Origin of the sequence: Pelatocladus sp. BLCC-F211, from assembly GCF_041928655.1 — a bacterium.
In the GTDB taxonomy this organism is placed as follows: Bacteria; Cyanobacteriota; Cyanobacteriia; order Cyanobacteriales; family Nostocaceae; genus Pelatocladus.
Map to the genome: position 1 here is coordinate 17,851 of NZ_JBHFLM010000155.1, position 22,803 is coordinate 40,653.

Sequence of the window (22,803 nt, forward strand, 5' to 3'; positions counted from 1 at the left end):
TTATCGAGTTTTTGACTATTGAGTATTAGCCACACAGATTAGCCTGTTATGGAGTTGAGCCTCCTTGATTTGAAGATGCAGGTGTGCGCTGAGGCTTCTCCAGACACTGAGCAACAATTTCCGGTAAGGGTGTAGAGATATAGTTCAATAATTTTTGATATTCGGATAATTGGATGGTGTAGACTTTACCCTCTTTCACCACAGGTTTTCTGTTTATAGGAGTTAACGGAACGGGTGGGATTGTGGGTGAAGTGATACCTTCTCCAACGGAGCATACCCGCAAAGAGAGTGATTCATCTGGATTTCGCTGTTCTATTGTGGTTACTTTGCTCTTAATAATTTTTAAAACAGTACCAGCAGGTGCGATCGCTTGTTGTGGAGGTGAGGTAGTTGTGAATAAATCTATATTAGTTGTGGTCTGAATGACATCAGGGCGATCGCTTGGCTTCGATGGTACAACAGATGGCTCAAATTTCACAGAGGGAGTATTACTGATTGTGGGAGTCAGTGGTTCGTTTTCTTCCTTACCAAAGATCCCTCCATTGAGCATCCATAAAGTTCCAAATAAACCAGCGCCTAGAATTAATCCTATAAGAATGACAAACTGTAGTGGCACAGTTCTCGGTCGCTTACTTGGCTGTGTATCTGGAATGACTTGAGTTTTTCGAGAATAACCACCTTCTGTTCTTGATTGTAGGGTTTGAGGTAGTTGAGTATTGCTGGTACGAGAAATATCGGATATGTCAGGCAAGACTAATTGTGGTTTTGTCTGTGGTTCTGAGTACTTATATTGATAATGTACCAGGGCAATGGTGACATTATCATGTCCATTTTGAGTGTTAGCAATTTCTAGTAATCTTTCGACTACATTGGCGACATCAGTCTTACCTTGAATTAACGGTAAAATTTCTGTTTCCCAATACTGTTCCACACGGTCAAAGTCACTCAATCCATCGGAACACAGTAGGAAAATACAATCGTCGTCGAGAATAAAGCGTTCAGCAGAGGGATGCAAGGAAGTGCTAGGACTCATTCCTAAAGCTTGCACCAAGGAACCAGAAGCACCTTGTTGTATAGCATCTCGGTAAATGGCATAGCCGAGGCGCACTTCACGGGAAGCGACATCATCATCAAGAGTCACTTGATAACAGCCATGGCGTGTAATCCAGTAAGCACGACTATCACCAACATGGGCAATGTACATTTCATGAGCAACAGGTAAAGCCATTACCAAGGTTGTTCCCATACGCTGGCGTCCTTGGCGACTCTCGCTGTCGTTGCGCTGGCTGATTTTGTCGTTAGCCGCCGCCGCTGCTTGCTGCAAATCTTCTAAGAGTGAATTCGGATCAAGGTGGTCGTAAGGAACTTTAGTGAGTTCGTGTACCTGCTGTTGAATAGTTTCAATTGCGAGATTTGAGGCGACATTACCACCCTCGTGTCCACCGATTCCATCACAAACGATCGCCAAGGCGCTAGAGTTGGGTGGTTTGCTGATAATGCTGCCACTGGGCGGATAACAGGCATCTTCGTTGCGTTGACGGCTCGGCCCTGTGTCGCTGACTGTCGCAATTGTAATGGCGGGAGATTGAGAACTTCCTAATGTTGAGAGTCCTTTATCTACAACTCTTACTAGTTGTTCGGCAGCATAAATTTTTTCTGTCAGCAGTGAATGACAAATGTCTTTGAGGAATTCTGCGATCGCTGGCTTTGCTGTATTTACCAATTGCTGCCAAAATTCTCCTAGCTGTGACAAACTCGGTACAGAATCCTCTTCATAATGCAATTCCAACAAGCGTACTAACGAGCCTTCTACCCTTAATAATTCGGGACTGAGTAAGCTAGAGGCAACCCCTTCACTAGCCAGAGGTTGCCACAATTGTGCTATCTGCCACAACCAATTCAGTTGACGCATTGATGTAGCATCACGCCATGCAGTGGTTAACTCACTACATAGTTGTACATCCAACGAAGCTGTACTATCTATAATCTTGAGTGGGGGTTTTTCTAAAAGTAATATGTCTTGCCCTTGACTACTATCAGATAAAGAAATTACACCGTATACCTGCGGTACATGTAGGCGGTAGGGAATTAATCTTAAATAAGGTCTGATTGATTGTAATTTTTCTGGATCTGGCGTTTGGGGTAAATAACCAGGCTGAGTATCTAAAAGGATATATTTATCAATAACTAGATAGCGAGTCGCCAATATCTCTCCAGGATTACCCAAATTCATACCATCTGCCACAGCCCAGAGGAAGCGTTTAGGTAAAGGTGTAGAGCATCGCTGGCAGAAGTTGTGGGTTAGAGGGTTGGGAGATTGACAAACTTCATTTGGGCAATACAGGTTAGCCGCATCATTTTCCATAGTTTTCCCACCGGTCAGCGATTGGCAATTTCTTTATTAGTATTGGCGACGATATCTAGACCGCTCATATTTTTTTAATTGAAATATCCAAACTTTGGAACAATCATAAAACTCGTGCTATCTGTGGAAACCCATCGCATAGACGGCGATGGCTCAATAAAGCCAAGTGTAAAGGTGCGCCCAAACAACAATGTTATCACTCTACCCCACAGTTACTCTGTAGGCTGCTCTGTTGCCAGAACTTCATGAATTTACAACTTGTCATCTAACTATAACGCCTTCACAACTACAATTACTTACTTAGACTTATTACCCCATAAGAAAGAGGAGATCAGACTAGTCTTTACTTTTACTTTATAGGTAGAGAGGCATTCATAAACAAACTTAAAGAAGACAGCTACTAGCTAGTCTTCACTCGCTATTAGCAATTTGCTATAGCCAAGATTATATTAAGTTTATTACTTTGCCTACTACGTTAACTGCAAATTTAACATATTTACTCAGTTAAAGTGTAATTAAAGAGCATAATGAAAAAAAAATTCACCGCGCTGCTGACCCTGGTGATCTAATCTCTGAAGAATCACAAACCATGAAAGGGAAATCCAAACAACTTGTCATAGATGCTTATGATATTACGAATGCTAGCATCCAAATGGCGATAGACTTTGTTGTAGGTCAGCCCAAAGAATCAAAAGGCTTTACACCATATTAAAGATGTTCAGGAAATTCCAAGACAAATGCGGACTCCTCAAGGAGGGAATCTGGTCTGGTCTTAGTCATGGGTTATTAATCAATAATTATTAATTATTTATTTTTTTATTTTTTTGTGAGAATATTTTATAAAATAAGTAATATAAATGAAATTACATCTCTGATGAAGAATTTTGATTTTAATTTGTGCATTATATAGTTCATAGCTAAGGACGATTGAATAAATTTAAAGGTTTTTTTAAGCGAATGAGAATAAATTCGGTGTTGTCGGCTTGCCTGGGAATACGACCAGAAGTATCGGCATAGTTATTATCGTTGATTACAAGTAGGGTTCTGCTATCTACAGGTAATACGCTCTCTATAGTCACAAAAGGGATAGTGAAGATGCCTGCTTTGGTGATATTTCCTCCAATCCTCTTAGGGTCAGATATATTTAGTAAATCTACTAATAATTTTTTATCGACAAAGCCTTGGGCATCAATTTGTTTAATATTAATTTTATAAAGACGCTTGAATTTAGCAGGATATTTAAAGGCAGAGTTATTAGGATCTCCTTGATGGTTATCACGTTCAATCACAATATATTCATGATCATTAATGGCAGTGAGTTCACCGATCGCATGGCTTTGATGCTCTAGTTGATAAGAGAAAATTTGCCCTGTGTATTGCTTACTGGCTAAGTCAAATTCATGAATTAACAGACGCTGCTTGAGAGAGTCACCTTTTAAAGATCCTTCTAACAATACATAAAGTTTTGTACCACTACTATTGATCGCCATACCTTCAAAACCTTTAGAACCGCCTAAGTTTGCGGTGGTCAATCTTGCTAGCTCATCAGGTAAATTCATTAATTCTGGGTGGTCAGGTGATTTCACAAAATCTAATTTACCGACACCCAAAAAGTTGGGTAGAGGGATAGGAGGATCTAGCAGTTCGCCGTTTTGTCCTACATGTAGTAAGAAAGGGCCAAATTCGTCTCCCAACCAGTAGCTACCGTCACCAAGACGCTGGAAAGACTCTATATCAAAATCTCCCCCTGTCAATAAACGATTTGTTCTGATTTCTGGGCTAACGGAGATAGTACTATCTGGATAAAAAGATTGGTCTGCAATAATAGGAAAACTAACTTTACGATTTTTATCATTTAGTTCTACAAAGCTGTGACGATCAAACCAAGATAGTCTTTCTCCGGTTTGCAGATTCACAGGAAAAACTTTACCTGTAGTAAAATCAGGTTCGACCGCATAAATACGCAATCTGTAATCAGGCGAATTAGCCTTGCTGCCAAAACCGTTATCTGAAATGACTAGATAAGTGCCTGCTTTTGCTCCTTTGACAACCGCAGAAAAACCTTGTACAGGTTGAGCATGAACAAAAGGAGTTGTGCGATTCGTCTTTTTAAATTGAGCAGTTGTTGAACCGAAAGTAAATGTATCGGCGTTTAAGACAGAACGTCCAACAAGTTCTGCTGCTTTGGCATGGGAGTAGAAGAGTAACAGTAAAATGACAACAGGCTGCGGCATTAGCCAAGCAGCCAGCATATTGAGCATATTGAGCATTGAAACTCGTTACTATTTTGGAGTTTTGAACAAGGTAGGAGGCAGTCTCAATCAAAAAATTTCACCGCCAAACATGAAAATTTGGCTTTTTTTCTACACCCCTATACACCCTTACACCCATTTCCAAGTAGGGCTGGGTTTAGCTAGAGCCAATAGCCATCAGCAGAAGTCTGACCCAGCTAAACCTGTCCTTACAGGAGTTAAGAGTTAATAATTTTTTATAACTAATTAACTCAACTCCTAGCTTTATTGGTTGCCAGGTGCTACCTGGGGAAGTCCCATGCTGTAGTTAGTGACACGAGCAGAGAGATTGTAACTGATTTCGCCTTTTTGGAGAAGCGATCGCAGAAAATGCTCTAAGACAGACCCAATACGGCGCAAGTTATAATCTGTTAGGTCTGCGCCACTATATGCTTCCACTTGTTCATCAAACTTGTGATAAACCTTTCGCAGAGCATCTTCATTCCAATTGAATTCGTTGTCTGGGTCAACATCCAACGTCAAGACCTGATTGCTGGGAACTAGTTCGCCATCCCGGTCAATTTCTGCCGCAAAAATACGGATATGTCGGGTTGTGGACTTAAGCAGCATTGGGTTGTCGTCCATAACGGTTTGGTGATTCAGGTTATAGCAGTTCTCGTTTGACTAGAATACAAGCAATCTGTCAAAGATGCCACGATTAGCGTAATATCTATCAGGCTCTTAACTTTTTGGGGTAGACATAGTTCTATCTTAATCTTGATCGGGCAGGAAGAGAGACAAGGGAAGGGAGACAAGGGGGACAAAACAAGTCAAAAGTCAAAAGTCAAAATTAAGAACTTGTTGCCCAATGCCCAATGCCCAATGCCCCATGCCCAATGCCCCAATAACCAGTTGAATCCCCATGAATCTTTAGCTAAGATGGCCGCCACAACCCTCTAATAGAAAAAATCTATGGCTGTCATAGGTAAAAAGTTCATCTGTTTGGAGAAGACAATGGGAGGTGTCATCAGATTGATGCTCAAGTTTATGAATGGGGACAGCTAAAGTCAATCCAGATTCTATTGATTTGGAGATTTTGTTTTTATTTTTGCGCGGGCGAAGAAAAACTTTAGTTGATGAGGAACCCCTTTGGATGCATAACTGTCAAGTTTTTCGTACATGTCCAGCCAAAGGAATTTTAAAGCGGTATACTCGGCTGGAATAATTGCAACTAAGTTTATATTTTCTATCAAAAGAAAATTTGTTACCGATGATAAGTTTCCCTATTAATAACTTGTACGTCTTTATCAACTAGAAAAATCGTACATCCAGTGATTTTACGTAAATTTCCCCATGACAATGACAGACTTTCATTATGTAAAATAAATTCCGGGTTTATACTTACGTATAAGCACGAGTTTATAAGTAAAATCCCAAACTGTTATTGACGTAAAGATAAAGTTGATGTAAAAACCTTTAAAAAGCCAGAACAAGTTCTTACAGAAACTTTATTGTATGCAATCTCAAAAACTGAATAATAGTTATGGCTGTTCAACTACAGCATTTGCTGCAAAATCTAAGTCTTGACATTAAGAGTCTAGATGGAAACAATAGCAGGAGAAGCAAAATGAAATGCAAATTTAGTTCAAGGAAAGAAAAAAATTGAATCAAACAGTTTGGATTTCAAAACAATATAAAGAAATTTTGCTCTTAGATATAGCCCCTCACATCTATCGCCAAAAAGTAAAGGAATCCTAAAAATTATGAACTCCAAAGTATTACCACGCCAGATAAATAATATTGAAGTAGGCGTTTATGAATGTGAAATACATCTTAAATTTCGGTTGATTGAGGAAAAAAGTTTATTAGGCGATCGCGACCAACTTTTACAGGTGTTGCTAGATGCTTTATTAACCGAAGGATCTGACGAATTTCTAGAGACTCTGCAAGCTTCTGTGAAGGCGCAGGAAATCTCAGAACTGAAAGCATCACCACAAATGCGCCGCCAGTTAATGCGTTTACGTAACTCTACTGAAAACACTTAATCTTGAGGTCTATTTGAGATATATAATTACCAGTAATGGTTTGTTTTGTGTCTTGTATTGGGCAGGGAATTGGTGAACTTATTTAAATTTATCTGTTAGATAATTTACTCTTTCCATAACCCGCTTTTGTAACCCAATCCTGTAGTTATCAGCTTAAGTCTAACCCTACTCTACGAGAAGCTTTTTTCTGGGCGTCTAGGGTAAAGACGTTATTACTTTTACAGTAGCCTTCATCCTTTGCACTACAGATACTGAGTGGGTGCCTATTAAGTGCATTTTTTACCCTGCTTTCTGGCAAATTTTAAGTTTTGCAATTATTTTCTAGGATATTCCTAGAACCCATTTGCTCTTACTGATATATCTGGAGGCATCGAATTCGCTAGAAATTGCAAAATTCAGAACTCAGGGTTCAAAATTCTGAATTCTGCTTCTGGATTATGCTGATTGAGGAACTTCCAGTTTCCTGTTTTTTCTTATCTCTGTATCTTTATCTTTATTTTGCCAAACCATGTTCAAGAGCAAAACGAACTAACTCGGTTCGGCTATTGGTACCAGTTTTGCTAAATAGACGGCTGACATATTTTTCAACATTGCGGACGCTGGTTTCTAGACGACGAGCAATTTCTTTGTTCATCAAACCTTCCGCTACCAAATTTAAAACACTTTGCTCTCGCGGAGTTAAGTCGATTGTAAATGGTGGTGGAGACTGAGCGATCGCATTTCTTTGGGTTAATAAGGCCTTAATTTGGGCGATTTGATTAGCCAAATCGGCAATATCAGGTGTTTCGCCTTCTTCAGTTGTAGTTGGAATTTTGCTAGCACGACGTTTAAGCAGGTTTTCGACTATTGCCACTAACTCATCAGGATCGAAGGGCTTTGGTAAATAAGCATCAACACCAGCTTGATAACCCTGGATGCGATCAGTCGTCATACCTTTCGCAGTTAAAAAAATCACTGGCAATGCTTGAAAGCGGGGGTCTTCACGTAGTTGCTTGAGGAATTGATAGCCGTCTACCTGTGGCATCATAATATCAGAGATTACCAGGTCAGGTGTATTTTGTTGCATTAATTCCCAGCCCTCGCGAGCGTTACTGGCAACCTGAACGCTGAAACCGCTTTCCTGTAAATAGTCTTTTACTGCTTCACGCAGTCCCGGCTCATCATCTACCAGTAACAATTGTGCAGACATTTACAGTTTCCTTTCCTCGACTTTATCTCCAATTTAGCAGGCTGTTGGTCAAACATTTTTGGATTTTAGATTTTAGATTTTGGATTGACCCCCAAGATTTATCCGAGGGTTTGAAGATGCATGGATTTTAGATTACGGATTGAGTCCCAGAATTTATCCACTTTCTTGTACCCTGCTCAGAATTATCGCTAGAGCGTGGGGGATATTAACCTATCTGAAATGTAGGAAAATTGTGCTTTTTGTCTTCCTGTCTAGCTGAACTTATGTAGGCTAATGCAGCACTTGCTAATCTTAATACTCGCTCTTTCAAAGTAAAAATACTCAATGCCAATACTAGATACACACTATCAAAGTGGGGATGGAAGTAGGAGTTGTGTAAACCAAATTTCTGATTGTATTCCCTCTGCTCGAGATTTAAAACCTCTGCATGAATCATTGTGCTGATGCGATGTGCAGCTAGTTGCAGTTGTTCTACATCACGTTCAGTAAAATGATGAGACTTAAAAGTGCCAACATGTAGTACTCCTACCAAACCTTGTTTGAGGAGTACTGGTATACCAACAAGTGATTTCAGATCCTTTTGGCGTAAGATTGGACTAACGATTTCTACCTCCGACAAATTATCCAATATCATTGGCTTCATAGTTGCGGCAATGCGACCAGCTATACCATGTCCAATGGGAATACGGATATTTTGTGCTATTTCTTCCTCAAGTCCAATACTGGCGTATACATCTAGATTCTGCTGATCTGTAATAGGTAATAAGACAGTAACAGTATCTACAGACATATACTCTTTCAACCACTCAAGTACTTTTTGCAGCGACGTATCAAATCCAGTACCTGTGTCGTTCTGTTCTTCACCTATAAAAACATTCCAACCTTTATAGAAATTTGGTAAACCAGATTTATCTTGCCAATATAACATTATCAAACTCCAGTAAATACAATACTCGGAAATTACAGTAATATTGCTAAAAATTATAACGTTTTTATAAATTTTCGGTATGGCGATTGAATTCCTTAAAATATAAAGTTTCCATGAAATTATCAAAAAATAAACTTTGAGATTGGTAATTGATCATTGGTAATTAGGTATTACCTACTATTAACTATTCACAATTTCAAATTCCAAATCTCAAATTCCAAATTTTTATAGCGTTTCAATTATTGTGGCTTGTTGCGATAGTTTAGCTTCTCTTTGACCAAGAGTACGCGCCCTAGCTGTCAATATACCAATGGGAGTATTTAATAAATTTACAACCTGAGTTTTACCAGTTAAAGAATTGATACTTTCCTTTGGTAATTCCTTGAATAACCAACGTGCTAGTCGATAGCTAGATTCTTTAAGTGTCATGTCTCGCATTAATTCCACACCATACAATTCGTGCAAATAACGATTAGAACGCCCATAACGCCGCCATTGATTTTGTAATTCTTTCAGTGTGGTACGGTGACGGTGTTGTACGATCGCTTTGTTTGCAAATTCTAAACGTCCAATATTTTCTTGTTGAATTCGCCAACAAATATCAGCATCACCACCAGTTGTTAGATATGGACGAAACAAACCCACTTTCTCTAATGCTTGTCGTCGAATCGCTAAATTTGCAGTTTGACCATAGGGACAAAACTTATGATTGAGAGTGTGCTTTTGCGATAAAGTCTGTTGATTTTCAGCAAATTGTTCTAATAAGCTATTACCTGGTAGTGCTGTGATTTCACCAGCGACAATTGCTATATCATTGTTAACAAAAGGTGCAACTAATAACTTTAGCCACTCTGGTTGAGGACGACAATCAGCATCGGTAAAGGCAATTATTTGACCATTAGCAGCGCGAATTCCCATGTTACGGGCTGCGTAGGAACTTTGAATTTTATTTTCACTTAAAACACGAATCAATAGGGGATAATTTTTGGCTATTTGTTGTAATAATTCAAAAGTGCGATCGCTGCTATTATTATCTACTAACAAATATTCTGCTAATTCTTTTGGGTAAGTTTGAGCAAATAGACAATTAATTAACTTCGGTAAATCAGTTTCACAGTTATAAATAGGAATAACCACCGATACTCTTGGCAAAAAAGCATCAGTGGTCATTGGGTTGGTTGATTGATAATTCATATATTTAATCTCAAGTTTAGGAATAAAAATTTATGGTAGTTATTTGTTGATGGTTATTTGTTGATGCTTTTTGCAAGCAACAAACAACAAACAACAACCAACTACCTAATTTTTAGTATTCCCAAATCCTAAACTTGAGTACTAAAGCCGCAAATTATTAGCACCAAAGCTAGTTGGTTTTTGAGATGTTTGATTTGGTAAAGGTTGGGCAAACTGATTGTTAGAGAGAATTGCCAAAGCACGATTATACTGAGGATCTTTGTTAGTTCCCAACAAATCGGGATTAGATGCGAGCTGACGCTGTTGTTGCTCTGTTAATTCCAGCTTAATATCTGGTGCTATTCCCTTATGGTTAATATCTGTTCCTTTGGGAGTGTAGTAATGGGCAATGGTAATTGCTACACCAGAACCATCTGCAAGCTCATGTACTGATTGGACTAGGGCTTTGCCAAAGGTTTGACTACCCACGACTATTGCTCGTCTATTATCCTTAAGTGCGCCTGTGAGAATTTCACTCGCGCTGGCTGAGTTATTATCAACTAGTACCACTAAAGGACGATTTGTGAGGGCTGTGTGATTGGCTTTGCTTTCTTCACTGCCACCTTTACGGTCTACAGTGCGGACAATTGCACCATCATCCATCCACATCCGGGCAATTTCAATACTTGCTTGCAACAAGCCACCAGGATTACCCCGTAAATCTAGTACAAAGCCATCGACTTGTTTGGCATTCAAATCACGGATGGCCCGTTGCATCTGATCTGCCGCGTGGGCGCTGAATTCCCGTAAACGAATATAGCCAACTCGGCGACGACCTTCTTGTTTGAGGGCATAACGTACTGTTGGAACTTCAATCGTAGCTCGTGTCAGTTTGAGGTCAAAAGTACTACGTCCATCTCTTTCTAATCGCAGAGTGACCATTGTACCTGCTCTACCACGAATCAGCTTGGAGGCATCTTCGATTTTCATCTGGCTGGTGAGTTTACCATCAATCGCCACAATCTGATCGCCTGCCTTGACTCCGGCTTTGATTGCTGGCGAATTTTCTAAGGCTTCTACAACAACTAACCGCTTGCTGTTTTCATTCACCTCCATCCGAATGCCGATTCCGGAGACTTCTCCAGATGTTTGGTTGGTCAAAGATTCAAATTGTTTAGGGTCCATAAACCGTGTATATGGATCTCCCAGTTTTTGCATCGCTTCGCGGATTGCGGTGTAAGCTTCTTCACGAGAAGAATAGTTTCTGCTCAATAGGCTCTGTCTGATTGTTTGCCAGTTTTGGCGATTAAAAGAACCATCCACATATTCGCGATTTACCAGTTGCCATACTTGGTCAACTACCTGTTTAGGGCTATCTTGTAGTGCTGCACGAACAGAACGACTCCAACCTGGCCCGAATACAGATACTGTAGCTGTGGTGGCGATCGCTCCTCCAATTAAAGCTACTTGCAGTGGCGAGTAACGTTTTGCAGATTGTTTCATGTATATTAAGCTGGAATAATTGTGTGGTTGACAGTTTAGCAATCAGAAGCTCTGTAGAAAGTTATAAATTGTTCTGTCCGGCTATACTCCCTTCATTCTGTTTTCCTTTAAATTGTCTTGAAAATACCGTAATACTTATCAAGGACTTTATCTCGCACTAGTCAACTTGCTCAGTCAGCTTACTGCATTCATACGACGCTTTCATCAGTGTCATAATTGCACTCATTATTACCTAAAATCGGTTCTTCCTGGATGCATTAATTTTAATGATTAAAAAATATAGGTAATTTAAATTTTATATAAAGTTGCTATGAACCGTAAAGTTACAAAGTTTAATAATTTTCCTCGTATAAATAACTTACTGAAAAGGTGGGAAGTTTTACGAAAAATTAAAATTGGCTTGGGTGTTTTCCTTAGCATTTGGCTGGTGTTTACTACTATAACTTTAGTCTCCGCATCCTCCAAGCCAGTAGACACTTTTTTTGTACTTGGCGGTAGTATCCGTCGAGAAATTTTTGTTGCTAAGTTGATCAAACAACATCCGCAAATCAAGGTTTTAATTTCTCGTGGTTCCCCTGATCCTTGTATTTGGCTAATTTTTAAAAGGGAAGCAGCTCCAATAGCCAATGTCTGGTTGGAGAAGTGCGCTGATTCGACTTTCAGTAATTTCTACTATGGTATTCCGATTCTACGCCGTTGGCATGTGCATAAAGTCATGTTGATTACCTCTCCTACACACTTACCACGGGCTAAATGGCTAGCACAGATCATGTTAGGGGCGCATGGCATTTGGGTAGAGACAGAAACTGTACAAGAACAAGGTATTCCCGGTAATCGTGAATCTTGGCCGAAAACAGGACTAGATATTACCCGTAGCTTTTTTTGGGCAGGATTAAGCCAAATTATTCAGCCAGAATGCTCCCAAGTGACAAACTTGACAGACGTAGACATGAAATCTTGGCAACATCGCAGTTTTAAATGTGAACGCCAGGGGAATTTATAGGAGGAAGGGGACATGGGGACACACCAGACACGGGGGACAAGGGAGACATGGGGGACAAGGGAGACAAGGGAGATGAGAAGAATAACTAATGACCAATGACAAACTAAATTGTTTGAATTGCGATCGCTTGAATGGTTGAGATCGGAACTTCGGTGAAATATTGACGCTGAAATTGTTCTTCGCGAACAGCATCTAAAAACTTGACAATTGCAGCCTCTGCCAGTGTGGATTTAGTGTTTAAATGTTGGCTGATTTGCAAATAACGATCTTGTGTTTGAATGGAAAAACCTAAATGTCTTAATGCCCTAAAACCCATGTGTAAACTTTGATCACCAATACCAAGTTTTTGCAAAAGTTGAACACGGGTGACTAGTTGATTGGTGCGACTGAGATATTTGGCGATTCCTACCAACGTCAGCCAGATTTGCTTTGGAGGTTGAGGTTCTGCTTTAGACCATGCGATCGCCAATGGTTGCTGATTGTGAAGCGATCGCCTCAACCATGCTCGTAAATCATCCCAGCTAGTAGGACATTCTTTAATCAAGAGTGGGGATGTGCTTGATGTACTCAGTGTGCTTGTAGTGGTGAGATGGCGCCAGTCTAATATTTGTATAGAGTGCTGAGTTACTTTTGCAGATTGCTCATTAGAACGCACGGCAATTAAACGAATTTCGTAACGTTTTTTGAAAGTATTGTAATCTAACTCTACAATGCAATCACAACGTCCTGGTGGTAATTCATCTTTATAGTGTCCCCACCACACACCAGGGAAAGGATTTTTGGTAGACTCATCCCGAAGATCAAACTCGGTTTTAATATACTGTATCTTTTTACCCTGGGAATCTTGCTGATTGCGATGCCAACCATTTTCAAACCAACAATTTTGAATCAGCAACTTTGGGACAGGATTACCCATTCCACAGGGTTCCAAAAGTTTTAATTCTAAAAATAATTCTTTCCCCAAATCTCCCACTGTCACCACTAAATCCACCTGTAGTGTTGGTGTTAAAGTTGCACCACCCAAACTTTGCCGTAACTGTTGATTAATTGCTTGTGTAAACAAAGGAATATTTTCCACTGGTAGACTTAACCCCGCCGCATAAGGATGTCCACCAAAACGATGTAAAAGATGAGCTTGATTTTTGACAAGTTGGTATAAATCGACAGAATTAACTGAACGCGCAGAACCACGGGCTAGGGATCGGGGATTGGGGAAGGTAGGGGTTCTCTTTGGGGATAAGGGGCAGGTGGGGTCCCCTCTGGGGATAAGGGGTAATGGGGATTGGGGATTGGGAGAAAACACAATGAAAGTTCTTCCTTGTCCTCCGTGTCCCCCTTGTCCCCCTACTCCTTCTGTACTTAACAAAATAGTCGGTCGTCCTGTCTCCTGTGCTACTTGTCCTGCTACTAATCCCAAAACGCCAACGGCCCATTGAGGATCGTCTAAAACAATGACACTGGTCGTAGACAAGTCCATTTGGTTGATCTTTTGGTTGACTTGTTGAGCAACCTCTTTTTGTAAAGATTTGCGACGGGAGTTGGCTAATTCTGTTGCTTCTGCTAGCTGATGAACACGTGCTTGGTCGCGACTAGTCAGTAATTCTACGCAGAAACTAGCATCACCTTGAATCCGACTCACAGCATTGATCCGGGGGCCAAGTCCAAAAGAAATATCTGTGGGGCGATCGCCACTTTTTTGACATAATTCTAACAATCGCCCCACTCCTGGACGTCGCCGTTGTGCAGGTGGTAGTTTAAAATCTTCTTGTAGTCGCCCAATTCCCAACTGAGCCAAGTAGCGACAATCTCCGCTCAACTGTACTAAGTCAGCAATTAATCCTACTGCGACTAAATCCAATAAATCTTCTAGCGGTTCTTGCGGAATATCTGGCAGCTTTTGATACAGAGCTTCTATTAACTTGTAAGCAACTGCTACTCCTGAAAGATGAAACAATTGATGGTCACTAGGCAAATACCGAGGGTTAATAATGGCTGTTACTGGTGGACGTTCTGCTGGTAGAGTGTGATGATCTGTAACAATCACATCAATACCTAGCTGTTTTGCATAAGTAATTTCATCAATATTTGTACTACCAGTATCGCAAGTTACGATTAATTTACATCCCTGATTTGCTAACTGATCTATGCCCTGATAGTTGAGTCCGTGGGATTCTATTAACCGATTTGGAATGTAGTAAACTAACTGCGAATTTTGGATAAAAAATTGCCCTAAACCATCCCATAACACGGCTGTGGAGGTAATACCGTCAGCATCAAAGTCACCCCAAATAGCGACTTTCTCACCAGTTTGCCATGCCTGTTGCAAGCGTTCCACTGCTAGATGCATTTCTTGTCCAAACTCAAACGGACTTGCAGGTAAGTAATTTTTGGGATTAACAAAAGTAGCTATTTGTGGTATCCCTCGTATACCACGTTGCCATAATAACTGTGCTGCAAACTGTCCGCTAGATGGGGGTGTATACTGCGTGACAGCTTGTAGAAACCACTCCGGCAATTGTTCAGTTGATGCTACAATCCACTGTTGTTCGGGCATATATAAATGACCATTACCCAAGCGAGAAAACTGGTAATTAATAACTGATAACTGTTAACTGATAACTGTTAAACGGGTGTTTGTTCGTCGGTAATTGGAGATTCACTAATGAGGCCATTTAGGACAACTTCGTTAGTAATACCTTCAGTTTTACGAGTGCGGATAGGGCGCGATCGCTTGTAACCTGCTCGTTCCGCTTTTTGTCGTTCATAATCTATTAGCCTGCCATAATGTTCGTGCTTGCTTAAATTCATCGACAAGAAAACATGCTGACGGGTATTACCAAAACCTTTACGGCTGAAAAATTTTACTGCTGGTACATTTTCTGGATCTGTGTCTACTAACATAAATCGCGCCCCATCTTCAATCATACGGGCAATGACGCCATCAACCAGTTTGTCACCTACACCACGTCGCTGAAATTTTGGGCTGACTCCTAACCACAGAATATATCCGTAAGTCCAGGATGCTTTGGTGATAATGGTTCCTAAAACAAATCCTGCGATTTGATCGTCAATTTCTGCAACTAAACAGTATTCTGGATCAGTATTATAAAGTCCAATTACCTCCCATTCATCCCAACATCGATATAAATAGGGATACAAATCACTGGTAAATAGTTCTTCTCCTAAATGATAAACAGGGGCTATATCATCTATTTCTAATTCGCGGACGTAAACCGCATCAAATTCTGCTGGATGCATAAAATCATATTGTTGATTGTTGGTCAATAGACGCGATTAATCGCGTCTGTACAATAGTCATTAGTCATTCTTCTCATCTTCCCATCTCCCTTGTTTTTTTGTTATTCTTTGCTTTTCTCCCTTTTCTAAGAACTAAACCTCGTCCATCTTGAAAAGAGGAGTTTTTCAAAAAGGACATTATGTAGGTTGGGTGGAACGGAGTGTAACCCAACATTAACCAGACTATAATGTTGGGTTTCGCTGTCGCTACACCCAACCTACAAAACTGCCTTTTCTAAGAACTATTTAGATATTTATTTAGCAGTCTCTTATAGAGCCACTTCTTGAATACTAGCGATATTCATGAGGTTAGTATCCAAATCTTGGATCTGCGAGTTTTCCTCTGATATTTGTGAACCCTGAGCATAAGTGCGATCGCATCTCTTGGCAAATTGACAATATTGACAAGTTTTACTACCTTCGGAAACTTGCGGAAAATCTTTTTTTTGCTGATAATCTTCTAGCCAACGACCTAATTTAGTTAATAATTGTTTGAGTTTCTTGGCAGTCTTTTCGTGTTGGATATAATTGTAGCTAAATTTAATACTTTGTGGTTTACCTTCAGATTGAACAAACCAGTATGTCATGGAAATATTTTCTGGTAGATAATCGCTAGTTTCTACTAATACGTACAAATAAAGGCGTGTCTGCCAATTTTGTTCAAGTTTGCGTTTAGTAGGAAGTTTGGGATAAGTTTTCCAGTCGAAAATTTGTGCTTGCTGATTATCTGCAATTAGTAAATCGTAGACAACAGTTAGTAAATAATTTTGAACTTGTAAGGTGCGGTAATGTTCGCTTTCGCGAAAAGTTTGACTATTAGTAATAGGTGTTAAGATGTCTGGTGCCGCGTTTGCAAAACCTGTCATCCAACTTTGTAGTTGTGTATCTGTCTCCAAAAAACCATCAATAGGTAATCCTATCTCCCGCTGTTGCATTAGCAGGTGAAACCGACTCCCTAAAGTCTGGTGTTCTTCCCGCTCTGGCTCGGTGGGAGAATAGAGTTGTTCTAAATAGGTGTGTTGAAACTGACGTGGACAACGTTCTAGTAGGTTAAGTTGTCCTTGGGAAAGTCGCAAAATTTGAGTTTGAGTAGATAGCATTATTTTAGATTAGCGTTGATTGCAAAAGGTGCGATCGCCGTAAGGTGGGTGCTTTCCACCATCGCGTAGCGACTCCAAAGAAGTATCGCCCGCTGCGCTTCGTACAAGCGTTTCATCTCATACGAACTTTAGATTAATTTTAGGTTAAATATGATACAATGCTGATATCGTGCTTGTTAAGTAAAAAATACTTACGATAAGCAAAAGGCTGGGAATTTAAAAATGAAATTTGCTATTGACATGGGACATAACTGTCCTCCAGATACGGGTGCAGTCGGAATTCAAAAAGAAGATAATTTAACCAAAGCGGTTGGTACATTTTTGATGCAAAAGTTAGCAGCCGCAGGTCATAGTGTGATTAATTGTACTCCTACAACAGCTGCAACTGTGGGAGAATCACTGAGAAAACGGGTCGATAAAGCTAATAGCAATAATGTAGATGTCTTTGTGTCAATACATTTTAATGCTTTTAATGGGCAAGCGAACGGTACAGAAGTTTTTGCTATTAGCAACATATCCAAAGCTATTGCTCAGTCTGTTCTAAATCAAATTGTCAAGCTCGGATTTAAAAATAAGGGAGTCAAAAGCACCCCATTTTTTGTGATTAAAAATACCTCCATGCCAGCTATTTTAGTGGAGTGTTGTTTTTGTGATTCTAAAGTAGATATGGATCGCTTCAATGCTGAAAAAATGGCTGAAGCTATCAAAGATGGATTAATTGGAGAATCAGACGCAGATGAACCAAAACCTGCTGAAGGGAAAAAATATCTCCTGAAAATAACCCAAAAAACAGTATTGAAACCTTCTACAGAACAATCATCTGAAATACCAAAAGAAACTCTAGTTGATATTGAGCCTGGAGAATATCCGATTTTAGATTTCAGATACGAAGAAAAACATTATTGGGTAAAGTGGGTTGATCAAAGTAAAGCAAATCGAGATCAGCATTTCATTTTCGATGCATACGGAAAGGTTATAGAACAAGATTAGTACTATTTAATTTGCTAATTAATTAGCCTAAATGATAGGTTGTTCTATAACTCAGCCAAGCTGCTCAGGATAAGTTCTTGATTGACTGATCTGCTAATTTGTTCTGCAAGCAATTTAAATTTATGCAAATGCGTAATTCTTAAAATGAGCGTTGTTTTATTAAGTAACTAGAACTTAATTTTAGTTTTTGACCAGGGGATGAAATATTATGCGTTTGGAAAATTTCTATCAAGCCAGTAAACAAGCTAAAGATAATCAAGGTTCTTTAGATTATGGAATTGAAGCGATCGCTGCTGATAAAGAATTAGCAACCCATATTCAACAGGTACTGATTTGGTTGAATTTTCTTGATCCTCCTGCGGATGGACAATTTGGACGTATTTCTAGTGACGCACTTGTGGAATTTCAAGTGGCTATTTCTGCAATTCGTCCAGAAGTTGCTGAAGAAAAAGGATTTCTGGGTTTAGCAACAGCTAAAGCTTTAATTGAAAGCAAACCAAGTGATATTCCTGAACCTAAAATCGATTATTCTCTCAACAATCTAGCAGCCCGACTCATTAAATACATGCTAGAGATGAACTACCGTGTCTCTGTAGGGAACAAAAAGTACAACATTGTCTATGTTGAGGGAATGAATGCAGATGGAACTCAAAATAGTGATGCTCCCAACGAATTCAATGATCGCCGTATAGTAATTGAAATACCAGATGCAGATTTTAGACCAGTAATCAGAGGTAATTGGGAAGGAACAACAGAACCCGGTTCTAGTTTCACCAACAATCCTATGGGAGGTAGAGCAAAAGAATATGGAGCTGCCAGAATAGCCTTTGGACAGTATAAAGCTTGGGCAGTAGGCATTCATTACGGAGGTGGTTCAGATCCACATGAAGCCTTAGTTCAAAAGACACCTATTTCTGTATATCGCGACAAAAATAAAGACATGATGCGAACTGGCGATTTTCTCGACACAGGTGTCTTTGATATTAACCAACACTGGGGATTTGATTATCCTCGTACCAATATTAAAGGTGCTAGTGCAGGGTGTTTAGTTGGACGGACTCGCGATGGTCATAGAGAATTCATGGCAATTATTAAACAAGATATACGTTATCAGAAAAACAAAGACTATTTATTTCATACCACAGTTATTCCTGGTGATGAATTTTTAGCGAAATATCCTGCGAAATAATTATAAGCAACCAAATCGCCCGCAAGTAAACTGCGCCCTAATAGCCGAACTCTACTGAAAGTAGACTGAATAAACAAGCCCTTTAACCCACTTCAAGTGGGTTTTAGCTATTTGATGTTGTGGTGCGATCGCTCGCTCGTTGGGAAAAATTTCGTTTTAAAACTCCTCCTCTTCAGAAACAATTGTTAAACAATCTAATTTGGACAACAATCAAGCGATGCCTTCGGCAACCCCTTCGGTGTACGCACTTCTTACCTAACCAAAAGTTTGCCTTGACTTGTTGCAGCTGCGATCGCACCATTATTTGCAGTAAACACTTTAATACCTGGAACAGTCACATAATCACCATCATCTTCACTGATAACTTGGTCTACTCTAGTGCGAAAATCAGGGTCGGAGTAATACCGCTTTGAATTTTCGATTACAAGTTTAAGTATTTGCTTACCAACCGTGTTTAGATTGGAGACTTTGAGCAGCTGATTTAGGGTTTCTGGCTTAATATCCCGAAGTAATTGTCCAATAGCAAAGTTAAAGAACGGGGAAGCAAAAATTTCTACTCCTGCAAAATCTAGCTCAACCTCATGAAGAGCTAATAATTCTGGATGAACTATATCGTACACTTTCTGACCATCGTCAGGTGTAATACAGTTTTTGCCTATTAGGGTTAGGATTTGGTGTTTCATCGCTTGTAACCTTCCCTAGAAATTGAGTTTTGTAAGAATTAAATAAATATAGATACTTGGTTTCAGTGGCGTTTTATCAAGTTTATGGAGATGACTTTAATAATAAAAATAAAATAGTTAAACCCACTATTACAAGTGATAAAATAGATTTGTGGGCGAACGTCGGCTTCATGCCGTGTGTCTGGGTAGCTTGTCTGCTTAGACCTAGCCCACTACCCACTTTAATTTATCTAGCGAAAGTGGATTTGAATCGGTATACCACTCCCCATAAAGTTTATTTCGCCGATCATCTAAATCCATAATCATTCTATATTTCTGGGCAAGCGGAATAAAATATTTATCTTCCTGGCGTTCGTATAATCGCTGTAAAGCCCACAGGTAGTAGTCAACAACCTGCAAGCCAGCAAACTCTGATGGGTAGGCTGGTTTAATAGTTGTTTGACTATCTGAGCAGATTTTCCACTTAGTTTCAAAGTTCTTTTTTGCTTGATTAATAGCTTGTTGCAGTGCTTCTTCTCGTGCTGTTTTTCCGCGTCTGGCAAAAACGATATGATTCTCACTGGCTTTGTGTAGTTTACCTTTGAACAATCGTTTTACTAAGTCATCGTATATATCATCTTGATTTGTTTTTTTACCCAGTGCTTCGTAAGTTTTTTTTGTTGCTGCGGCTAACCCGATTTTGCATCTAATAGCTACAAACATTTTGACTTCAAAAGTTTGCATCAGTTTAAAGACTTCTAGCCTGACATCATGGTGATCGTCTTTAGCATGGAAAGTAATTGCAGTTTTTTTAGCAGAGGGTTGCATTGAAGAGATATCTTTAAACCTTGGCTCGTTACAAAGCTGTGTTCTGAGTTCTGCAAGTTCCCTAATTACTTTATCTGGTTGACAAACTTGAGCTACACCTACCATGAAAAACTTTGATGTACCAGGTTCTCCTATGATGATTTTCCCTTTTTTATTAAAAAAAGTTAAATCACCTGCTTCGTCAACAAAATAATGACGAATATTATCTTCTATGCTCATTCCGAAGAGTTATGAAAATCATTTTATTGATTTTACCAGCATAATTAAAGATGGCATATCTTTTTTATACTCAAAGCTCTCCTTTAAATGCTTTGTCTAAAATAGATGGTAGCAGCGCATCAAGTTCTTTCATGGCTTCTTGTCTGAGTCGTTTCATTGTGTCAACTTTGGTTTGAAGTTCGTCGAGGTAGGTGACGATACGGTGTTGTTCCGGGAAGGTTGGGACTGGAATTTTTAGCTTATCTAAAATTTGAAGATTTATATTAGGTTGGGTTGTTTGAGTAGCTTCTGCAAGCGCAAATTTTTTGACATACTCCAGCGACCAGTAGATGAACTCTGGAATTACACTATCTTGGTTAGGAACAATTCCAACAATGCTATCTGGAAAACAAGAATCAAAAGTGAGGATTCCGGTAACACCTATAGTAGCCCCTGTGATAGCTATGACAATGCTACCTTTGGGAAACATTCGACTAATACGCAGCCCGTCTTGATTAAGCGTTTGTGAGTATTCTCTAATATAACGATTAGAGTTAGATATATCACCAATCTGAATAAATGGGATATTTCCACCATAAAACCTTGGATCATTGCGAGGACGATGTGTAAATTTGCCTCTTGCAACTTCTGCTGCTTGTTTCAAAGGTTTAAGTTCCCATCCCTGTTTATCAATATTTTTTTCAAAAGTTAAATTCAGAGCCGATGTTAATAAAGCTTCTGTTTCTTCAAGTGCTTTTTGGCGTAGCGATCGCACTTCCTCAATCTTCCCCACCAGTTCCTCAATCCGTGCCACAATCCGCCGTTGTTCCTCTAGCGGTGGTAGGGGGATTTCCAGAGAAAGAAGTTTTTCTTCTTTGAGCCGATTTCGACTTGTGGGTGTTCCACCACTGCTTAAACTAAGTGCTTCATCCCAGGCAGAAGTACGGCTAAAATATCTCCACAAGTATTGACTATCGATTTTATTTACATTTAATGTGAAACAGGGAAACTCATTTGAGACATAGCAACCATCATTTTTCTCTGTTGCAATAGCAAACGAGCCTTTCCAAGCAAATAGACGATTGTAAACAAAGTCACCTTTCTCAACTTTATATAATAATTTAGCCTGAATTTGTGAACCACTTTTAATCTCTTTCGTATACAAACCTTCAGCGTACCAGTGAGCGCCTAAAAGATTGTATTTTACCTGTGGTTCAACAATTTCTGGACGACTTACAGGTATTAAAATTTTACCCAGAGGCACTAGAGGATAAACTAGACTCATATCGGTGATTGCTTCAATCGAATTATTGTAGGGGCAACTCATGAATTGCCCCTACCTAAAATACTTTGAATCTCCTCCATAATTTCAGCCACCCGCCTATCTTTCTTCAAAATATCAGCAACTAACTGCTCAGGTGGTAAATGCTCAAAATCTTGCTGACTATTTGGGTTTTTTCGGTCAAGATTATAAATTGCCCAGTAAATAGCGTCCCCTTTAGCCTTCTCATCTTTAGCAATCTCGCGCTGACTTTGCTCCTCAGTTTGAGCCTGTTTCACTTCATTCCTAATTAACTGAATCTGACTATTAATCTGTGCAACTTCTTTCGGTGGCGAAAAGTCCAAAATTGAATTTTGTAAACCTTGGATTTTCTCAGCTAATTCCTTAAATGTCTTTGCAAGCTGATTAGCAGTTTCCTCAGCTTTCTTACCAGCATCCCAATAAGGCGTTGCATCTTTTATCGCCTGATTATAAGCTTCCCTAAAGTTATATTTATAAGCTTGTCCATTTTCTTCTCGGTTCTTCCACCATGCCACACATTCAGAAAAGTCTTCATCCTGTATCGGCTTCGTTTTGGTGTAAGTTTTCCGTCCTTCTGGCAAAGGTAACTCATAGTACCAAATCTCATGCGTTTGTCCAGAACGGTCAAAAAATAAGATGTTTGTAGGAATTTTGGTATATCCCACATTCCGCACTTCATTTTGTAGCACATATACTAGTACTAATAGATACAATTTCAATTAAATATAATCACGTAAATTAGTGAGTAATTAATATAGACAGTATGACAAACATTACTAACTGTTTGAAATCCTCATGG

General features: G+C 39.5%; 19 protein-coding genes. 5 read left to right on the forward strand and 14 right to left on the reverse strand.

The genetic code is table 11. From position 1 onward, the window contains the following. Positions 1-46: 46 nt before the first annotated feature. Positions 47-2,365: a protein phosphatase 2C domain-containing protein gene (locus tag ACE1AT_RS19300; RefSeq protein WP_374871201.1), complete on the reverse strand. Its 2,319-nt coding sequence runs from the start codon at positions 2,363-2,365 to the stop codon at positions 47-49. 589 nt (positions 2,366-2,954) lie between these two features. On the opposite strand from ACE1AT_RS19300, the gene ACE1AT_RS19305 reads away from it, so the two are divergent. Then, entirely contained in the window at positions 2,955-3,077 is a 123-nt protein-coding gene (locus tag ACE1AT_RS19305) for a hypothetical protein (protein ID WP_374871203.1), read from the forward strand. A 205-nt stretch (positions 3,078-3,282) separates the two neighbouring features. Here the strand turns inward: ACE1AT_RS19305 and ACE1AT_RS19310 are convergent, their stop codons facing one another. Together ACE1AT_RS19310 and ACE1AT_RS19315 are read right to left on the reverse strand one after the other, a co-directional pair. Beyond that, entirely contained in the window at positions 3,283-4,626 is a 1,344-nt protein-coding gene (locus ACE1AT_RS19310) for an esterase-like activity of phytase family protein (protein ID WP_374871233.1), read from the reverse strand. A 255-nt stretch (positions 4,627-4,881) separates the two neighbouring features. After that, positions 4,882-5,241, reverse strand: coding sequence for an NAD(P)H-quinone oxidoreductase subunit M (locus tag ACE1AT_RS19315; RefSeq protein ID WP_016864349.1), 360 nt, complete (start codon positions 5,239-5,241; stop codon positions 4,882-4,884). 1,118 nt (positions 5,242-6,359) lie between these two features. Between ACE1AT_RS19315 and ACE1AT_RS19320 the strand changes: the two genes are divergently transcribed. Beyond that, positions 6,360-6,641, forward strand: a complete 282-nt coding sequence (locus ACE1AT_RS19320) for an Npun_R1517 family heterocyst differentiation transcriptional regulator (RefSeq protein WP_016864346.1) — start codon at positions 6,360-6,362, stop codon at positions 6,639-6,641. 493 nt (positions 6,642-7,134) lie between these two features. Here ACE1AT_RS19320 and ACE1AT_RS19325 read toward each other — a convergent pair whose 3' ends face one another. From ACE1AT_RS19325 to ctpB, 4 genes are all read right to left on the reverse strand, one after another. Then, positions 7,135-7,830, reverse strand: a complete 696-nt coding sequence (locus ACE1AT_RS19325) for a response regulator transcription factor (protein WP_096676887.1) — start codon at positions 7,828-7,830, stop codon at positions 7,135-7,137. Between the two features lie 205 nt (positions 7,831-8,035). After that, positions 8,036-8,758, reverse strand: coding sequence for a GAF domain-containing protein (locus ACE1AT_RS19330; RefSeq protein ID WP_374871206.1), 723 nt, complete (start codon positions 8,756-8,758; stop codon positions 8,036-8,038). A 225-nt stretch (positions 8,759-8,983) separates the two neighbouring features. Then, entirely contained in the window at positions 8,984-9,952 is a 969-nt protein-coding gene (locus ACE1AT_RS19335) for a glycosyltransferase (protein WP_374871207.1), read from the reverse strand. Between the two features lie 141 nt (positions 9,953-10,093). Beyond that, positions 10,094-11,434 carry a carboxyl-terminal processing protease CtpB gene (gene ctpB / locus ACE1AT_RS19340; protein ID WP_374871209.1) on the reverse strand — a complete coding sequence of 447 codons (1,341 nt, stop codon included), beginning with the start codon at positions 11,432-11,434 and terminating at the stop codon, positions 10,094-10,096. 310 nt (positions 11,435-11,744) lie between these two features. Here ctpB and ACE1AT_RS19345 point away from each other — a divergent pair, with 310 nt between their 5' ends. Beyond that, entirely contained in the window at positions 11,745-12,437 is a 693-nt protein-coding gene (locus ACE1AT_RS19345; protein WP_374871211.1) for a YdcF family protein, read from the forward strand. A gap of 103 nt (positions 12,438-12,540) precedes the next feature. Here the strand turns inward: ACE1AT_RS19345 and ACE1AT_RS19350 are convergent, their stop codons facing one another. From ACE1AT_RS19350 to ACE1AT_RS19360, 3 genes are all read right to left on the reverse strand, one after another. Beyond that, positions 12,541-14,991 carry a DHH family phosphoesterase gene (locus tag ACE1AT_RS19350; RefSeq protein WP_374871213.1) on the reverse strand — a complete coding sequence of 817 codons (2,451 nt, stop codon included), beginning with the start codon at positions 14,989-14,991 and terminating at the stop codon, positions 12,541-12,543. A 68-nt stretch (positions 14,992-15,059) separates the two neighbouring features. Next, the gene (locus tag ACE1AT_RS19355; protein ID WP_374871215.1) at positions 15,060-15,695 is read right to left on the reverse strand and encodes a GNAT family N-acetyltransferase; all 636 of its coding nucleotides are present in this window, start codon (positions 15,693-15,695) and stop codon (positions 15,060-15,062) included. Positions 15,696-16,003: 308 nt separating this feature from the next. Beyond that, positions 16,004-16,834 (reverse strand): PD-(D/E)XK nuclease family protein, encoded by an 831-nt coding sequence (locus tag ACE1AT_RS19360; protein WP_374871217.1) that lies wholly within the window; start codon positions 16,832-16,834, stop codon positions 16,004-16,006. A gap of 222 nt (positions 16,835-17,056) precedes the next feature. Here ACE1AT_RS19360 and ACE1AT_RS19365 point away from each other — a divergent pair, with 222 nt between their 5' ends. Then, on the forward strand, positions 17,057-17,824 hold the full coding sequence (locus ACE1AT_RS19365) for an N-acetylmuramoyl-L-alanine amidase (protein ID WP_374871219.1): 768 nt from the start codon (positions 17,057-17,059) through the stop codon (positions 17,822-17,824). 208 nt (positions 17,825-18,032) lie between these two features. Next, the gene (locus ACE1AT_RS19370) at positions 18,033-19,013 is read left to right on the forward strand and encodes a peptidoglycan-binding protein (RefSeq protein WP_374871221.1); all 981 of its coding nucleotides are present in this window, start codon (positions 18,033-18,035) and stop codon (positions 19,011-19,013) included. Between the two features lie 251 nt (positions 19,014-19,264). Here ACE1AT_RS19370 and ACE1AT_RS19375 read toward each other — a convergent pair whose 3' ends face one another. The 4 genes from ACE1AT_RS19375 to ACE1AT_RS19390 form a co-directional block, all read right to left on the reverse strand. After that, a complete protein-coding gene (locus ACE1AT_RS19375; RefSeq protein WP_374871223.1) occupies positions 19,265-19,696 on the reverse strand; it encodes an STAS-like domain-containing protein in 432 nt (143 codons plus the stop codon). 204 nt (positions 19,697-19,900) lie between these two features. Then, a complete protein-coding gene (locus ACE1AT_RS19380; protein ID WP_374871225.1) occupies positions 19,901-20,722 on the reverse strand; it encodes a DUF3800 domain-containing protein in 822 nt (273 codons plus the stop codon). A gap of 70 nt (positions 20,723-20,792) precedes the next feature. Next, positions 20,793-22,028 carry a restriction endonuclease subunit S gene (locus ACE1AT_RS19385; protein ID WP_374871227.1) on the reverse strand — a complete coding sequence of 412 codons (1,236 nt, stop codon included), beginning with the start codon at positions 22,026-22,028 and terminating at the stop codon, positions 20,793-20,795. Then, on the reverse strand, positions 22,025-22,693 hold the full coding sequence (locus ACE1AT_RS19390; RefSeq protein ID WP_374871229.1) for a hypothetical protein: 669 nt from the start codon (positions 22,691-22,693) through the stop codon (positions 22,025-22,027). Before ACE1AT_RS19390 ends, ACE1AT_RS19385 begins: the two co-directional genes overlap by 4 nt. Between the last annotated feature and the right edge of the window lie 110 nt (positions 22,694-22,803).